This window comes from Streptomyces chisholmiae (assembly GCF_031845445.1).
Taxonomy (GTDB): Bacteria; Actinomycetota; Actinomycetes; order Streptomycetales; family Streptomycetaceae; genus Streptomyces; species Streptomyces chisholmiae.
The window spans coordinates 1-16,349 of record NZ_JAVREO010000002.1; the positions used below are offsets into that span (position 1 = coordinate 1).

Consider the following 16,349-nt stretch of genomic DNA (forward strand, 5'->3'; position numbering starts at 1 on the left):
AACCGTTGGGGGGCCCCGGCCCCCGGGCGGGGGCCCCCGGGTCAGCACGGCGACAGGGCGGCGCCGGTGCTGGGCGCGGCACCCGGGGGGTAGGCGCCGCTGCCGCTGGCTTGACCACTGGAGGGGGTGTGCCGTGGCCTCGCCAACGTTCCTGGTCCGCCCCGCGTGCTCGGCGGGGACGGAAGTGCCACATGAGCCCGGGCGGCCGGTCCTCGGCGTCCCGAGAACCGGCCGTTAGGCGTGACCGGCCTGCTGTCCCCTGCTGCCCGGCCACCGCACCGGAGCGAGGTCCCACGGCGCGGGCTCCCCGCCACACCGCGAGGACCACCGCGCCTCATCGCCCCGGGGACACCACCTTCAACGAAGCCCTCGGCACCCGGTCACGCTCCGTACGGGTGACGGCTCGTCCCCCGGTTCGGCCGGACCGCGCGCGGTGGCACGCACCCGGCGCGCCACGGTGCGCGCCCGGCTCCCGGCGCGCGGAGGCGGCGCCCCGCCGGCCGGCGCCCGCCCGCCCCCGCTCGTCCCCGGCGGCCCGCGGCACCGGCGCGCGCCCGGCCCGTGTGCCCCGGCCCGCGCGCCCAGCCGCCGGTCAGATCCGCCCCCGGCAGAGTTCCAGCAGGGTCATGGCCAGGGTGGTCCCCGGCACCCCCAGCTCCGCCCGCCACCGGCGCAGCACCTCGTTCTCCCTGGCCAGCTGGACGCGGCGGCCGCCGCTCGCCATCCGGGCGTGCTGCACCCGGGCCGACAGGGTCATCCGGTGTCGCACCAGGCGCACGATCTCCGTGTCCAGGGCGTCGATCTCCGCACGCGCCCCGGCGATCACCGCCGCCGGGTCGGCCGGCTCGGTGACCTTGGTCACCTCACGGCCGGCGGGCGACGCGGACGGTCGGCGCCGGGCGGCGCGCTCTTCGCTGTTCACGGCCTGGTTCATGGTTTCGCTCCTCGGGAAACGGTCGAGACGTCCCCGGTGAACCGGCAACCGACCCCGAACGCCACGACGCCCCGGGCCGGATGATCCGGGACCCGGGGCGTCGGGGGGAGTGCTTGTCAGTGTCGCGCGCGACCATCCCCATGACCTCCGGCCGGACCGGTGCCATAGGTAAAGAAGAAGTCGGGTCGCCGCTGTGGCATGGGCCCAGTATGCCAGCCACCCCCCGGCCGCCGGGCGGCCGGGCCGGCGCCGCGCCCGCCGCCGGTAGACTCGACGACACCGAAGCAGCCCGCACATCCCGCACCTCGGGTGCGTCCCGCGCACTCCTCGCACCAACTCCGCCGACAGGCAGCAGGCCGGGTAGGCACGAAAGGCAGTTCCGTGGCAGACGTGGTCCCCCAGGACACCGTTCTGGTCGTCGATTTCGGCGCGCAGTACGCCCAGCTCATCGCCCGTCGGGTCCGGGAGGCCCGGGTCTACAGCGAGATCGTGCCGTCCACCATGCCGGTGGACGAGATCCTGGCGAAGCGGCCCAGCGCGATCATCCTCTCCGGCGGCCCGTCCTCCGTCTACGCGGCGGACGCCCCCGGCATGGACCCGGCGATCTTCACGGCTGGCGTCCCCGTCTTCGGGATGTGCTACGGCTTCCAGCTGATGGCCCAGGCCCTCGGCGGCACCGTCGACAACACCGGTGCCCGCGAGTACGGCCGCACCGAGCTGACCGTCAGCCGGCCCGACTCCACCCTCTTCGAGGGCACCCCCGAGACCCAGCAGGTCTGGATGTCGCACGGCGACGCCTGCTCGGCCGCGCCGGAGGGCTTCCGGGTCACCGCCGCCACCGACACCGTGCCGGTCGCCGCCTTCGAGAACGACGAGCGGCGGCTCTACGGCGTCCAGCACCACCCCGAGGTGCTGCACTCCACCCACGGGCAGCAGGTGCTGGAGCACTTCCTCTACCGGGGCGCCGGGATCGCCCCGAGCTGGACCACCGGCAGCATCGTCGAGGAGCAGGTCGCGGCGATCCGCGCCCGGGTCGGCAACAAGCGGGCCATCTGCGCGCTCTCCGGCGGGGTCGACTCGGCGGTCGCCGCCGCCCTGGTCAACCGCGCCATCGGCGACCAGCTCACCTGCGTCTACGTGGACCACGGGCTGATGCGCAAGGACGAGTCGGCGCAGGTCGAGAAGGACTTCGTGGCCGCCACCGGCGCCACACTGCGGATGGTGGACGCCTCCGAGCGCTTCCTCTCCGCGCTCCAGGGGGTCTCCGACCCGGAGACCAAGCGCAAGATCATCGGCCGCGAGTTCATCCGGGTCTTCGAGCAGGCCCAGGCCGAGCTGCTCGCCGAGGCCGGCGCGGCCGGCGAGGACATCGCGTTCCTGGTGCAGGGCACCCTCTACCCGGACGTCGTCGAGTCCGGCGGCGGCACCGGCACCGCCAACATCAAGTCGCACCACAACGTGGGCGGGCTCCCCGACGACATCGAGTTCGAACTCATCGAGCCGCTCCGGCAGCTGTTCAAGGACGAGGTCCGGATGGTGGGCCGCGAGCTGGGCCTGCCGGACGTGATCGTCCAGCGCCAGCCGTTCCCCGGCCCCGGGCTCGGCATCCGGATCATCGGCGAGGTCACCCGCGAACGGCTCGACCTGCTCCGCGAGGCCGACGCCATCGTCCGCGAGGAGCTGACCGCCGCCGGCCTGGACCGCGAGATCTGGCAGTGCCCGGTGGTGCTCCTCGCCGACGTGCGCAGCGTCGGCGTCCAGGGCGACGGCCGCACCTACGGCCACCCCGTGGTGCTCCGCCCCGTCACCTCCGAGGACGCGATGACCGCCGACTGGTCCCGCCTCCCCTACGACCTGCTGGCCCGCATCTCCACCCGCATCACCAACGAGGTCCGCGACATCAACCGCGTCACCCTGGACATCACCAGCAAGCCCCCGGGCACCATCGAGTGGGAGTGACGGCCGGGGGACCCCACCGAGCGGATCGCTGAGGACTCCAGTCGTCAACGTGCCTCGGCTCACTGCTCGTTCGGGTGGCGCCGAGGCCGTCGGCCCGCAGGTTCGTCGTCGGGTGGGGGAGACTTCCGGCTATGGGAGGAATCGTGACCGCCCCCGATCCGCGGCACGCCAACCCCGTCCGGCCGGTGCCGCCGCCCGGGGGTCACACCGTCGATGACCTCGATCGGCTGCCCAACCTCCCGCCGCACACCGAGCTGATCGACGGGAGCCTCGTCTTCCTGAGTCCGCGGCGGGACTTCCACTCCCTGGCCGTCGACCTCATCGCCGCCGGGCTGCGCCAGACGGCTCCCGAGGGGCTGCGCGTCAAGCGGGAGATGACCGTGGTGCTGACCGAGCAGACGGCGCCTGAGCCCGACGTGATCGTGGTACGAGCTGACGCGGTGCACAACCGTCGACAGACGCGCTACCAGGCGAAGGACGTGCTGCTGGCGGTCGAGGTGGTCTCGCCGGAGTCCGCGGAGCGGGACCGCGAGACCAAGCCACTGAAGTACGCCCGGGCCGGTATCCCGCACTTCTGGCGCGTGGAGATGGCAGGCCCGGACGATCACCCCGTCGTCTACACCTTCGAGCGGGACCCTCGCACCGCCTGGTACTCCCCGACCGGGGTCTACCAGGGCTGGTTGAAGGCGGACGAGCCCTACCGCATCGATCTGGACCTGACCGAGATCGATCGCATGTGAGCGAAGCCGGCCGCCGATGCCCTATCACGGGCGGACGACCGACTGGATCTCGTTGACCTGGACGTCGTGGGTGGTGGCGAAGGTGGCGTCCGGCAGGGTGCCGCCCGAGCCGTCCGAGCCCTCCCAGGTGATGGTCCAGGTAATGCTCGCGGTCAGCGGATAGCTGGCGCCGCCGGCTGTCGCCCGCAGGTAGGTCAGCCCACAGGGCGGGGTGGTGTCCTCGTCGACCCCCGGGACGAACGGGGCGCCGACCGAGCCGTCGGCGGCGATGGGACAGTCACCGGAGGCCGGGTGGGTCTCGGCGTCCGGCGTGCCCGGCTCGATCCGCAGGGCGGTCGGCGTCGCGGTGGTGGTCGCCGAGAGGTCCCAGCTGGTGAGCGTCGCCGTCACCGCCACCGGGGCGTAGTCCCCGGCCTCGGCCCACACCCAGGTCGGCAGGTTGACGACCTGCCCGGCCGCCTCGGGCGGGCTCAACGCGACCTCGGTGTCCGGCACCCGGATCCGCTCGTAGGCCAACTCGGCCAACACCGCGGGCGACAACGCCCGCTCCACGTCCGGCACGACGCCGGTCTCCACCCAGAAGGGGATCTCCGAGCAGTCCATCCGCAGGAGTGGATCGGGTTCGTTGGGATTCTCGACCGGGCCCCACCACATGCCGTTCTCGGCTTCCTCGGCGTTGAAGTCGGTGTAGGGATCGCCACCTTCGTAGTGGTTCCACATCCAGCCCAGGGCGGCGGCCGCGTGTCCCGTCTGCTCGCTGGGGTCCCAGGAGTCCTCGGCCAGGTCCCGTAACTGTTCGGGGGACCAGGAAGGGGCGTACCAGCACGGGGGCGGGGACCAGTTGCGTGAGGTGGTGGTCAGCGGCCCGCCGTCGCCGTTGCGGCGCTCGTCGAAGACGATGGTCTCGGGATTCGCCGCGGCCGTGGCGGACAGATCCTGCTCGTCCAGCCCGCCGCCGGCACGCCCGATCGGGTCAGCCGCCGCCGCGCCGGCCAGTAACAGGACCAGCGGTGGTGTCAGCCAGGCAGCCTGGCCTAACCGCCGCACGTCGCCTCGTCCGCGGTCACCGCGACTCCGTTGACCTGCCAGAAGCCCGCAACGCCCGGAGCCTCGGTGAGGATCATGTCGTAGTGGTAGAGGGACTCCGCGAGTTGCTGATCCGCCGACAGCGGCTCGCCGGTCGCCACCTCCTTACCGATCATTTCGGAGCTGTCGCCACAGAACCGCACGCGAATGTTCGAGCTGCCGTCCGCGGCCTCGGTGGACGCGTCGTAGTACCGGTCGGTGCCATGCATGGTCCAGCCGTTGTCCACCCAGGCCTGGACCTGCTCCTCGGCGTAGCTCTGGGCTCCGCCGTTCGAATGTCCCCGGAACATCCCGCTCTCCGGGTCCTGGGCGACCACGCTGTGGGCGATGGCGCGCAGGTAGTCCGCCGCGCCCTCAAGGGCCGCCGCCTCGTCGGGGTCTTCGGGGGTTTCCCAGTCGAAGACCAGCTCGACGTCGGCGGGGAGTTCGATCTCGTGGTCCTCCGGGGCGGCCGTCTCGGCCGGGTCCTCCGGGGTGGGGTCCGGCTCGGGGTCCCGGCCGGTGGTCTCCTCGTCAACGCCGGGGATCCGGTCGTCCGCGGTGCTGTCGGAGTCGCCGCCGCAGGCGGTGGTCAGGAGGAGCACGGCGGCCGCTGCGGCCGTCCATGCGGCGCGGGCGTGGGGCCGGAGCATCTGGAACTCCCCTTTGCGAACACGTGTGTTGACTTTCCGTCACACGGTACCAGCGGGGTGTCGGACGGTCAGGGGGATTCGGGTGGTCTGCCGCCGCGTCGGGACTGGCGCTGGGTCAGGCCGATGCGGGCCAGCAGCCCGCCGACCATGGCGAAGAGGCTGACCGCGCTGGCCGCGTAGAGCATGGTGAAGACCCGGGAGAGGGTGGTGGTGGGGGCGAGGTCGCCGTAGCCGATGGTCAGGCCGGTGGTCACCGCGAAGTACAGCGAGTCCAGCAGTGACCAGCGCTCGTGCACCTGGTAGAAGACCGTGCCGGTCGCCAGCACCGTCAGGAGGGAGAGCGCGGCGCCGCGGAACGAGGGCTGGCGCCAGGCCGCTCGTCCCGCGGTGGCCAGCGCCGCCGCGAGTACCACGAATCCGAACACGGCCCCAGTCTTGGGCACCGCCACCCGCCCGGCGGGCAGCGACGCGGCGCCGCCGCGCGAGGGCTGACGTTCGGGCCGCCCGCCCCGGTCGTCAGACCAGGCGGCGGGCGGTGGCCCAGCGGGTGAGCTCGTGGCGGTTGGAGAGCTGGAGCTTGCGGAGCACCGCGGAGACGTGGCTCTCCACCGTCTTCACGGAGATGAACAGCTCCTTGCCGACCTCCTTGTACGCGTAGCCGCGGGCGATCAGCCGCAGCACCTCGCGTTCGCGCTGGGTCAGCCGGTCCAGGTCCTCGTCCACCGGCGGGGCCTCCGAGGAGGCGAAGGCGTCCAGCACGAAGCCGGCCAGCCGGGGCGAGAAGACCGCGTCGCCGTCCGAGACGCGGAAGATCGCGTCCACCAGGTCGGTGCCGGTGATGGTCTTGGTGACGTAGCCGCGGGCGCCGCCGCGGATCACGCCGATCACGTCCTCCGCCGCGTCGGAGACCGACAGGGCGAGGAAGCGCACCGGCTGCTGCCCGGCCGACATCAGCTCGGTGCCGCGGCGCAGCACCTCGACGCCACCGCCGCCCGGCAGGTGCACGTCGAGCAACACCACGTCCGGCTTGGCGGCCTTGATCACGGTGATCGCCTGGTCGACGTCGCCGGCCTCGCCGACCACCTCGACGCCGGTCTCCTCGGTGCGGCCGATCTCCGCCTGGACCCCGGCCCGGAACATCCGGTGGTCGTCGACCAGGACCACCCGGGCCCGTCGTTCCTCCGGTGACCGGTTCATTCGGATCGCTCCATCGTCAGTTCCACCTCTGTCCCCTCGCCTGGTGTGGACCGTACCCGGGCGCTGCCGCCGTTGCGCCGCATCCGTCCCATGATGGACTCGCGCACGCCCATCCGGTCCGCCGGCACCGTGTCCGGGTCGAAGCCGGGGCCGCGGTCCCGCACCGAGACGAACACGGTGCGGCCCTCGACCTCGGCGAACACCCGGATGGGGCCGCCGTCCCCACCGTACTTGGCCGCGTTCACCATGGCCTCACGCGCCGCCTGTACGGTGGCCCCCAGCGGCTCGTCCAGCGGGCAGTCGCCGACGCAGACCACCTCGATCTGCACCCCGTGGTGGTCCTCGACGGAGGCCGCGGTGGTGCGCACCGCCTCGGCCAGGGTCTTGGGCTCGTCCTCCTCCACCTGCTGCTGGCCGCCGGTCTCCGCCGAGCGGTAGAGCCAGACGCGCAGCTCCCGCTCCTGCGCGCGGGCCAGCCTGGCCACCTCGCGGCCGTTCTCCGCGTTCCGCTGGATCAGGGTCAGGGTGTGCAGCACCGAGTCGTGCACGTGGGCGGCGACCTCGGCGCGCTCCTGGGCGCGGATGCGCATCGTGCGCTCCTCCGACAGGTCCTGCATGATCCGCACCAGGTAGGGCCCGGCGAGCAGCGCGATGCCCACCACCACGGCCACCGAGGCCTGGAGCGCGACGCCCAGGCTCTCCCGGGCGGCCGGGCCCTGGCCCAGCACGAAGCTGGTGACGCCCATCCCGACCAGCACCGCGCCGGCCGCGCTGCGCAGCAGCGGCAGCCAGCCGCTCTTCTTGGTGGCCTCGGCCCAGGCGGCCCGCCGGGAGTTGTCCGCCTGCCGCCAGACCACGGCGGCGCCCACGCCGATGATCAGCAGCGGCCACAGGTAGCGGCTGGAGATCGGGTACTGCACGCTGGTGGCGAAGGCGAAGAGCGCGATCGCCAGCACCAGGGCGGCGATCAACGACTGCTTGTCGGGCCGGCGCAGCAGCGGCTGCCGGCGGCGGGCCGGCGCGGCCGGAGCGGCCTGTGGGGCGCCCAGCGGCACCACGAACCAGAAGACGGCGTACAGCAGCACACCGAGGCCGTTGGCGGAGAAGAGCACCAGCAGGATCACCCGGACCCAGGAGACCGGGACGCTCAGGTGGCCGGCCAGCCCCTGGGCCACCCCGCCCAACCAGCGTCCGTCCGCGCTGCGGTAGAGCTTGCGGACCGGTGGCTCGTCCCCGGCGCCGCCGTAGGGCGTGGCCATCGTCATGCCCCGCATCGTCACACGAGCGGCGGGCGCGGTGCATCAGGGGTGCCCCGGAGAGCGACGTCAGGGATCGGTTCGGGGGCTCCCCGGATTCCGTCCGGCGCCGGTCGGAGGGAAGGATGGGTCCATGACCGACGACCGAGGACTGTCGGGTGCCGCCACCGCGCCGGGCCCGCCGCCGTCGCCACCGGGCGAGGCGCCGCTGCGCCGCAGCCGCCGGCACAAGGTGATCGGCGGCGTCTGCGGCGGCTTCGGCCGCTACTACCAGATGGACCCGGTGATCTTCCGGGTGCCGCTGGTCGTCCTGTCGGTGCTGGGCGGCCTCGGCCTGATCGTGTACGGCATCGCCTGGCTGATCACCCCGTTCGAGGACCAGGAGGAGAACGAGGGGCGCCAGCTGCTCTCCGGCCGGGTGGAGGGGCCGGGGCTGACGGCGCTGCTCTTCGTGGTCGCCGGGCTCGGCCTGCTGCTCGCCTCGCTGGGCAACCGGGGACCGACCACCTGGTTCGCGGTCCTGGTGCTGGCCGCGCTGGGCGCCGCCGCCTACTGGTCGAGGTACCGGCGGTCGGCCGAGACCACCACACCGGAGGGCGTGCCGACGCATCGGGCCGCGGCGCAGGCGGTGGCCGAGGCGCCGCCGGAGGCGCAGCCGCCGCCGGCGCCGAGCAGCCCCTCGTGGTGGCGCGGCGGCACGCCGGCCGTCGGCTACCTGTGGGGGCCGGCGCACGCCGAGGACGGCCACCACTCGCCGGGGCCGCCGGCCGGCCAGCCGCCCTGGCCGCCGGCGGCCGGGCGGCCGCAGCCGCCGGTGCGGCGGCCGGAGCCGCGGGAGTTCCGGCTGGGTGGGCTGCTCTTCCTGCTGGCCGCCCTCGCCTTCGCGATCGGCGTCTCCGCCGCCTGGACCAGCCTCCCGCTGGGGCCGGTGCTGCAGATCGGGCTGGCCTCGGCGCTCGCGGTCTACGGGATCGGGCTGCTGGTCAGCGCGTTCGCCGGCCGGCTCGGGCTGGGCACCATCACGGCCGTGCTGCTGACCGGGGTCATGCTGGCCGGCGCCTCCATGCTGCCGGAGAACATCACCACCACCTGGGAGAGCCACGACTGGCGGCCCGGCGGCGTCGAGCTGGTCCGGGACAGCTACCAGCTGGGCAGCGGCGCCGCGCAGTTGGACCTCACCGCGGTCGAGGTGGCGCCCGGCGACGAGCTGGTCACCGAGGTGGAGGCCGGCGCCGGGCAGGTCACGGTGCTGGTGCCGTACGACGTGGACCTGACGGTCCGGGTCGGGATCGGCGTCGGCGCGTTCACCTACCAGCCGTTGCGCGGCCTCAGCCAGCACGACAACCAGGACTCCTGGGGCGGCCTCGGCGAGGAACGAGTCCTGGAGTACCCGGCGGTGGTGCCGGCCACGGAGGAGGGCGAGGAAGCGGCCGAACAGCCGCGGATCGAGCTGCGGGTGGAGTTGGGCGTGGGTCATGTCCAGGTGGAACGAGCGGCGGAGGAGCCACAGCCATGAGTCGGTTCGGACACGCGCAGGACGGTGGGCCCGGCGGGCAGCGGGTGCTGCGCCGGCACCGGTTCGAGCCGGCCAGGCTGGTGCTCGGCCTGTGCCTGCTGCCGATCGCGGCCCTGTTCATCCTGCACGCGACGGGGGAGACGGAGCTGCCGGTCGGGGCGCGGTTCACCATGCTGCCGGCGGCGCTGCTGCTGGCCGCCGTGGTCGCGGTCATCGCGATGACGGTGCGCCGCACGGGCTCGCGCGGCCCGGCCGGGCCCCCCGGGGACGAGGGGGCCGGGGGGCCGGGCGAGGGGGCTAGCTGAACAGCCGCCGGTTGCGCTGCGGCAGGAACCACGGCCGGGAGCGGAGCAGGCCGTCGAGCGTGCCGGGGCCGCCGCCGGCCAGCGCCAGGGTGACGAAGCCGAAGACCAGCGGCAGGTCGGCGCCGAAGTAGTACGGGTCGCTCGACCAGGACACGGTCAGCCAGAACGACAGCGCCAGCAGCGCGCTCAGCGCCGCCGCCCACCGGGTGAAGAGCCCCAGCAGCAACGCGGCGCCCAGCACGATCTCCGCGATCGCGGTCCCGTGTCCCATCAACTCCGGGGCGTCCAGCGCCCGGTCGACCAACCAGGGCACGGCCGCGTTGTCCCGGGACGCCGTCAGCATCAACTCCATGGTGTCCGTGTTCATCACGGCGCTGAACGGGCCGCCGTCGACGTACTTGTCGACGCCCGCGTACAGGAAGGTGAAGCCGAGGAACAGGCGGAGCGGAAGCATCGCCCAGCGCGCGGCGAGATCCCGGGCGCTCCCGGGACCGCCGGTGGCCGGGGAGTGACCGCCCAACGGGTCCGTTACCGACATGGGCCGACGCCCTTTCGTCACGGTTTCAGAGACGGTCAGTCTGCCACCGTGACGCGGTACCGGCCAGACTCCGTGCCAGCGGCGGTGATCACCCGCACCTCGACCGGTCCCGGCTCCACCTCGGCGGGCACCCGCACCACCAACCTGGCGTCGTTCGGCGCCGCGTAGCCACCGCGGGTCGGGACCAGCGGCACCGGCACCGTCAGGCCGCCGATCCGCACCACGGTGTCGGCCAGCCGGTGCGCGGACTCGGCGCCGGGCGGCACGAAGCCGGAGCCGCGGATCTCCAGCTCGTCGCCCTGCCGGATCGGTGCCACCACCGTGCCCGGCTCGCGGACCCGCACCACCGACTGGATCACCGGCCGCGCGCCCTCGGTGTACTTCGCGGCCAGGTAGGTCAGGGCGGAGACGACGACCAGCAGCGCCACCCCCCACGGCAGGTTGGGCGCCGCCTCGGGCGCCCGCGCCAGCCGCACCCCGACCAGCACCAACGCAGCGGCGTTGACCAGCAGGTACTGCACGTCGGCGAAGCTGCCCCGGCCGCCGTCGTCGGTCAACAGGTCGGCCGGGTGCGGGGCGCTGGCCCTGACCTTCTGCATCCGGAAGCCACGCACCCGGGTGGCCACCGTGTGCCGCACCCAGACCGTCACCGCGCAGGCGACGGCCACCGCCGCGAGCAGCCCGCCGGAACTCGCCGGTGTCAGCCCGTCGAGCAGCGCCTCGCGCGCGGCCCGGTCGCCGGTGCCGGCCAGCGTGCCCGCCAGCATCAGCACCGCGTAGCCGGCCAGCGCCAGCCAACCGACGGCCACCGCGCGGGAGGTGGAGAGCCGGTTGTCCTCGCCGATCAGCGGGGCCAGCAGCCCGCCGCGCTCCCGGTGCGCCCGGCCGGCCAGCGTCAGCAGGCCGGCGAGCACGCCGGCGGCCAGCAGCGCCGTGGTCCTGGCCAGCGTCCAGCCGGCGGCGCCGAACAGCGCGGTCACCACCTGCCCGAGCAGCAGCAGCGCCACCCCGGCCCACAGCACCAGCAGCGTCCGGTCGGCCAGCGCGGCCAGCCGGAACCTGGCGCAGGCCAGCGTCCGGGCCTCGACCTCCCGGGCCGCCTCGGTCAGTTCGTCCGAGATCCACTGCCCGGCCGCCTCGGGGGAGTGCGCCAGGGCCGGCGGAATCCCGTCGCCGGCGGCCAGCGTGTCCCGCAGCTCGGCCAAGGCGGTCTCGGCCCGGCGCAGCGCGGCCCGGGTCGAGGCGGGGCAGTCGCCGCAGGCGCAGTCGGTGCCGTGCGCGGGCGGGGGCGCGGCCCCCGCCGCTTCCGGCGCGACCGGCGCCTTCGACTCGTGCGGCGCGACCGGCGCGGCATCGCTTGACGGCTCCTCGGCCACGCTGCTCCCTCTTCCCCCTGGCCCGGTGGCCCGGGGGCGTGGCCGGACGCCATCGCCGCACCGGTGGGCCACGGATCGACGCTCCACGATGTCCTGGGCAGGGCTAGAGATTCTGCCCTACCGGCCGGCCATCAGGCGGGGCGGGTCGCGCCGTTGAACGGCATCGAGTCAACGTCGGCCAGCCGGACGGGCGTTCCCGACCTGGCGGCGTGCACGATCTGGCCGTTGCCGATGTAGAGCGCCACATGGCTGTTGTCCGCGTAGTAGAACACCAGGTCGCCGGGGGCGAGTTCGGATCGGGAGACGCGGACGCCGGCGCCGGCCTGGGCGTAGCTGGTGCGGGGCAGCGAGACGCCGGCCGCGCCCCAGGCGGCCTGGGTCAGGCCCGAGCAGTCGAAGGCGTCGGGGCCGGTGGCGCCCCAGCCGTAGGGCTTGCCCAGCTGGGCCGTCGCGAAGCCCACCGCGGTCGCCGCCCTGGCCGTGGGCGCGGGGGCGGTCTCGGCCGCCTCGGCGGCCCTGGGCTCGTCCCTGGCGGCCCGGACCGGGGCGACCTCGTCGGACTCCTCGGCGAGCACCCGCGCGCGTTCCTCCTCGGTGCGGGTGGCCAGCAGCTCCTCGGCCTCGGCGAGCCGCTCCTCGACCACCAGGCGCTGCCGGTCGGCCTCCTCGGTCGCCTCCGCGTACTCCTCGGCCCGCTCGTCGGCCTCGTCCCGCAGCTGCTCCAACTCGCGCAGCTTGTCGCCGATCTCCCGGACCCGCTGGGACTGCCGGTCGCCGGTGCGGTTGAGCACGTCGGCCCGGCGGAGGAACTCGTCCGGGTCGCTGGAGAGCGCGAGCGCCAGCCCGGCGGGCATCCCGCCGGCCCGGTAGCTGGCGCTGGCGTGCGCGCCGAGGGCGTTGCGCGCGTCGTTCAGCTCGGCGGTGCGCCGGGCCGCGCGGTCGGACAGCTCGGCCAGCTCGGCCTCGGCCTCCTCGGCCGTCTCGGTGGCCGCGTTGAACGCCTCGGTGGCCTGGGCGGCCTCGTGGTGCAGCGCGTCCACCCGCTCCTCGACCTCGGCGAGCGTGGGCTCCGGATCGGCCAGCGCCGGGGTGTCCAGCGCGCCGGCGGTGGCCGCGCCGGCCAGCGTGAGGCCGGCGGCGACCCGTAGCGAGGATCGGCGGCCCGACAACCAGGGTTTTCGGTAGGTGGTACGCCGCCAACGGCGCCTTCGATGCTCAGCCATGAGGCAGGACGCTAGACCCGGTGGACCGTCCCAACCGCCTTCTGACCGGCATTGGCGGCAAACGGCCGGAGCTGACACGAGTTGATCGAAACGGTCAGCCGTGACTACCGTTCGCTCTCACTTTGGGACCCTGCGTGTTCACTTGGCGTGGTGGTGGGCGGGCCGCGCCGCGTACCGGACCCGGGGCGTGCCACGATGCCCACCGGCGGAGCGGGCGCCCGCGCGCCGTCATGCCCCACCGTGCGCCGGCGCGGTGCCGCGCCCGGCCGGCCCCGGGAGTCGGCTGGATCTGGTCCGTCGGCCGGCCACCCGCCGGCCGCCCGGGTCAGGCGTCCCCTTCGGCCTCGGCCAGCTGGTCGATCACGGTGGCGAACTCCTCGAACGGCCGGGCGCCCTCGATCGGGTGGCCGTTGAGCAGGAAGGCCGGCGGCGTGGCGATGCCCAGGTCCATCGCCTCCTCGGCGTCCGCCCCCACCGCCTCCCCGGCCTCCGCCGACTCCATGTCGGTCAGCAGCAGCTCCACGTCCGGCACCCCGGCCTCGGCGGCCAGCACCCGCAGCCCGTCCTCGGTGAACCGGCCGCTGTTCAGGTGGAACTCCTCGGCGAACGCCGCCTGGTAGAACTCCCAGAACCGGCCCTGCCGCCCGGCCGCCCAGGCGGCCCGCGCCGCCGCGTCCGACTCGGGGCCGTTGATCGGGAAGTTGCGGAACTCCATCCGCAGCACGCCCTGGTCGACGTACTCGGCCAGCAGCCGCTGGTAGGTGTCCCTGGCGTGGGTGCCGCAGAAGGCGCACTGGAAGTCGGCGTACTCGATCATCACCACCGGGGCGTCCACCGCCCCGACCGCCAGCGGATCGTCCGCGTCCCGGCGCGCCAGCTGGAGCGCCGGATGGTCGTCGGGCAGCGGGACCACCGTCTCCTGGCCGTCCCCCACCGCGTCGTCCGCGCCGTCGTCCCCGCCGCCGGCCAGCAGCGCGGAGACCGTGCCGACCAGCAGGAACAGCACCACCGCGATGGCCACCGCGACCACCAGCGGCCGCCGCGAGCGCCCCGCGCCGGCCGCCCGCCCCGCGCCGGCGGCGGGCCGCTGGCGGCCACCCTTCGGGCGGCGGTTCGGCTTCGGCTTGCGGGACCGGGAGACGGGCATGCCCCCAGCCTAGGGTGCCCAGCGGGAGGCGGCGGGCCCGCCCCGGGGCGCCCGCGCCGGGCGCCCCAGGGGTGAGCCCCACCGTCCAGCCAGCGGATGGTGGGGCTCGGCGCCGGCGTGCCCGCCGGCTCGCGGGCACGGCCGGGGCGCGCGGTCAGTGGGTGGCGCCACCCCCCAGGTCGTCGGCGTAGGAGGCGATCCAGGCCAGCGGCGCGTTCCAGTTGATGGTGATCTCGTTGGTCGCGTACGACTCGATGTGGTCGACGTAGCACATCGCCGGGGCGCAGCCCACCAGCAGGTCCTCCGCGATCGGGTCCTGGAGCTCGCTGTTGGGGCCGCCGGCCACCGAGCCGGGCGCCGGGTTCGGCAGGCTCGGGTCCAGCTGGTTGGCCCAGAACCGGTGGTGCTGGTTGTGCGCGTCACGCTCGCCGTAGCCGGTCACGTAGGAGAGGTTCAGCGGGTTGCGGCCCAGCAGGTAGTCGAGGCCACCCAGCACGGCGTCCCGGTAGGCGCTCTCGCCGGTCAGGTCGTGGGCCGTGGCCAGCACCACCATGTTGTTCAGCACCTGTGAGTTGGAGCCCCACACGTAGGAGTCCACGCCGAGCGGCACCCCGTAGGCCTCGCCGCCGGCCAGCTCGACCAGGCCGTCGGCCGCCTCCGTCACCGTGCCGCGGACCTGGGCCAGCTCGGCCTCGGTCAGCGCGTTGGGCACCGTGGCCAGCGAGAGCCCGCCCAGCGCCGCGGTCTCGCCCCAGGAGAAGCCGCCGGCCGGGAAGAGGGCCTCGGTGTCACCGTGCAGCTCGGAGCCGAGCACCGCCGCGCGGTACTCGTCCGCCCCGGTGGTGACGAACAGCTCGGCCGCCGCCCAGTAGAACTCGTCGGTCAGCTTGGCGTCGCTGTAGGCGCCGCCGCCCACGCCGTCGTTCGGGTCGGCCAGCAGCTCGGGGTTGGCCACCGCCGCCGCGTACGACGACTCGGCCGCGGCCAGCAGCTCGGCGGCGAACGCCGGGTCGTGCTCCTCGAAGAGCCGGGCGCCCTGGGCGGCCGCCGCGGCCACGTTCAGCGTCGCGGCCGTCGAGACCGGGTGCAGCTCACGCGGCTGGTCGTCCTCGTGCGGCAGCGTCGGCAGCGCGGTCCAGGCCGCGTCGTGCAGCTTGTGGTGCGCCATGCCGGCCAGCTCCTCGCCCGCCGGCACCCGCATGGACAGCAGGAACTCCAGCTGCCAGCGCGCCTCGTCGAGGATGTCCGGCACGCCGTTCCCGCGCTCCGGCACGGCCAGCGCGCCGTCGCCGAGCGGGGCGCCGTCGGCGCCCTCGGTGGTCAGCGTGCGCTCGTAGGAGGAGAGCAGCTGGGCCACCGCGATGCCGCCGTTGACCACGTACTTGCCGTGGTCGCCCGCGTCGTACCAGCCGCCGGCCGCGTCCAGCGTGTAGTCGCAGCCGTCCTGCCAGCAGGGCACGCCGTCGTCGCCCTGGTTGGGCGCCGCGTTGACGTGCCCGGCCGGGCGCGCGTACTCCTCGCCCACCAGCTCGGCGTCGATCTCGATGCCGCTGCGGTTGTGGTAGAAGTACGCCAGCGCGTCGGAGCGCAGCTCGGCGTAGAGGTCGTCGCCGATGGCGAACGGCTCGCTGGTCTCCTCCCCGATGGTCACCGTGTAGCCCTCGCCGGGCGTGCTGACCTCGCCGAAGTCGAAGCCGTGCACGTGCTGTTCGGAGGACGGGTCGACGCCGAGCGGGGTGGTGTCGCCGGTCGCCACCTCGGTGCCGGCGGCGTCCGACAGGGTCCAGGTCTGCGCCTCGGTGGCCTCGGTGACGAAGGTGCCGCGCTTGGGGCCCTCGGTCAGGTAGCCGACCTGGTTGACCCGCACCGGGGAGCCGGTGTCCGGCTCGTAGACGGGCGGCTCGGCGCCGCCGGTCAGCGAGATGTCGTCCAGGCAGAGGGTGAACGCTTCGTCCCGGCCGCCCACCTGGAAGACCAGCTGGGCCGCGGTGTGGTCGGCGCCCGCCGTGAAGAAGTGGGTGAACTCCGTCGGCTCGGCACCGATGGTGTCCACCGCGGTCAGCTCGGCGGCGTACGGCTCCTCGGCCTGCTGCACGGCGGTGCGGCTGATGACGGTGTTGGTCGCGGTGGCGGTGTAGCTCAGCTGGTACGACTCGCCGGTGGTGAGCGGCAGGTCGTTCTGGCCGATGATGGCGTCCCACGGGTTGCTGGTGCCGCCGGGTACCTCGGCGCAGAGCTGGCCGTCCACCACCGCGCCCGGGCTGTTGGCGGTCCACCACCAGGGGTCGGTGGTGCCGGTGGCGAAGTCGCCGTTGACGATCAGCTCGGGGCCGTCGGCGGCGCCGGCGTTGGGCAGGGCGAGCGCGCCGGCGATCAGCCCGGCGCCGAGGACGACACCCAGCACGCGCCGGGTGTCGCGGGCACGACGGTGCCCGGGTGG

Annotated in this window: 15 protein-coding genes; 4 read left to right on the forward strand and 11 right to left on the reverse strand. The window is 74.3% G+C overall.

Features of this window, described 5'->3' with window-relative positions; translation table 11 throughout:
* Positions 1-592 precede the first annotated feature (592 nt).
* Entirely contained in the window at positions 593-934 is a 342-nt protein-coding gene (locus tag RM844_RS02845) for a chorismate mutase (protein WP_311664362.1), read from the reverse strand.
* Positions 935-1,315: 381 nt separating this feature from the next.
* Between RM844_RS02845 and guaA the strand changes: the two genes are divergently transcribed.
* Together guaA and RM844_RS02855 are read left to right on the forward strand one after the other, a co-directional pair.
* Positions 1,316-2,893, forward strand: coding sequence for a glutamine-hydrolyzing GMP synthase (guaA, locus tag RM844_RS02850; RefSeq protein ID WP_311664364.1), 1,578 nt, complete (start codon positions 1,316-1,318; stop codon positions 2,891-2,893).
* 131 nt (positions 2,894-3,024) lie between these two features.
* Entirely contained in the window at positions 3,025-3,633 is a 609-nt protein-coding gene (locus RM844_RS02855; RefSeq protein WP_311664366.1) for a Uma2 family endonuclease, read from the forward strand.
* A 24-nt stretch (positions 3,634-3,657) separates the two neighbouring features.
* Here RM844_RS02855 and RM844_RS02860 read toward each other — a convergent pair whose 3' ends face one another.
* The 5 genes from RM844_RS02860 to RM844_RS02880 form a co-directional block, all read right to left on the reverse strand.
* On the reverse strand, positions 3,658-4,680 hold the full coding sequence (locus RM844_RS02860; protein WP_311664368.1) for a hypothetical protein: 1,023 nt from the start codon (positions 4,678-4,680) through the stop codon (positions 3,658-3,660).
* Positions 4,668-5,351 carry a hypothetical protein gene (locus RM844_RS02865; RefSeq protein ID WP_311664370.1) on the reverse strand — a complete coding sequence of 228 codons (684 nt, stop codon included), beginning with the start codon at positions 5,349-5,351 and terminating at the stop codon, positions 4,668-4,670. Before RM844_RS02865 ends, RM844_RS02860 begins: the two co-directional genes overlap by 13 nt.
* A gap of 68 nt (positions 5,352-5,419) precedes the next feature.
* Positions 5,420-5,776 carry a potassium channel family protein gene (locus RM844_RS02870; RefSeq protein ID WP_311664372.1) on the reverse strand — a complete coding sequence of 119 codons (357 nt, stop codon included), beginning with the start codon at positions 5,774-5,776 and terminating at the stop codon, positions 5,420-5,422.
* Positions 5,777-5,867: 91 nt separating this feature from the next.
* Entirely contained in the window at positions 5,868-6,548 is a 681-nt protein-coding gene (locus tag RM844_RS02875) for a response regulator transcription factor (RefSeq protein WP_311664374.1), read from the reverse strand.
* On the reverse strand, positions 6,545-7,813 hold the full coding sequence (locus RM844_RS02880; RefSeq protein WP_311664376.1) for a PspC domain-containing protein: 1,269 nt from the start codon (positions 7,811-7,813) through the stop codon (positions 6,545-6,547). Before RM844_RS02880 ends, RM844_RS02875 begins: the two co-directional genes overlap by 4 nt.
* 124 nt (positions 7,814-7,937) lie before the next feature.
* On the opposite strand from RM844_RS02880, the gene RM844_RS02885 reads away from it, so the two are divergent.
* Positions 7,938-9,320, forward strand: coding sequence for a PspC domain-containing protein (locus tag RM844_RS02885; RefSeq protein WP_311664379.1), 1,383 nt, complete (start codon positions 7,938-7,940; stop codon positions 9,318-9,320).
* A complete protein-coding gene (locus tag RM844_RS02890; RefSeq protein WP_311664381.1) occupies positions 9,317-9,625 on the forward strand; it encodes a hypothetical protein in 309 nt (102 codons plus the stop codon). The genes RM844_RS02885 and RM844_RS02890 overlap by 4 nt, the downstream gene beginning before the upstream one ends.
* Here the strand turns inward: RM844_RS02890 and RM844_RS02895 are convergent.
* The 5 genes from RM844_RS02895 to RM844_RS02915 all read right to left on the reverse strand — a co-directional run bounded on the left by RM844_RS02895 (position 9,618) and on the right by RM844_RS02915 (position 16,313).
* Entirely contained in the window at positions 9,618-10,163 is a 546-nt protein-coding gene (locus RM844_RS02895; RefSeq protein ID WP_311664383.1) for a DoxX family membrane protein, read from the reverse strand. The two genes, RM844_RS02890 and RM844_RS02895, sit on opposite strands and share 8 nt — an antisense overlap.
* Before the next feature lie 35 nt (positions 10,164-10,198).
* Complete coding sequence (locus RM844_RS02900) at positions 10,199-11,539, reverse strand: IPT/TIG domain-containing protein (protein WP_311664385.1); 1,341 nt, start codon at positions 11,537-11,539, stop codon at positions 10,199-10,201.
* A gap of 131 nt (positions 11,540-11,670) precedes the next feature.
* A complete protein-coding gene (locus tag RM844_RS02905) occupies positions 11,671-12,762 on the reverse strand; it encodes a C40 family peptidase (protein ID WP_311664387.1) in 1,092 nt (363 codons plus the stop codon).
* 325 nt (positions 12,763-13,087) lie between these two features.
* Complete coding sequence (locus tag RM844_RS02910) at positions 13,088-13,909, reverse strand: DsbA family protein (protein WP_311664389.1); 822 nt, start codon at positions 13,907-13,909, stop codon at positions 13,088-13,090.
* Between the two features lie 154 nt (positions 13,910-14,063).
* Positions 14,064-16,313 carry a glycoside hydrolase family 9 protein gene (locus RM844_RS02915; protein ID WP_311665279.1) on the reverse strand — a complete coding sequence of 750 codons (2,250 nt, stop codon included), beginning with the start codon at positions 16,311-16,313 and terminating at the stop codon, positions 14,064-14,066.
* Between the last annotated feature and the right edge of the window lie 36 nt (positions 16,314-16,349).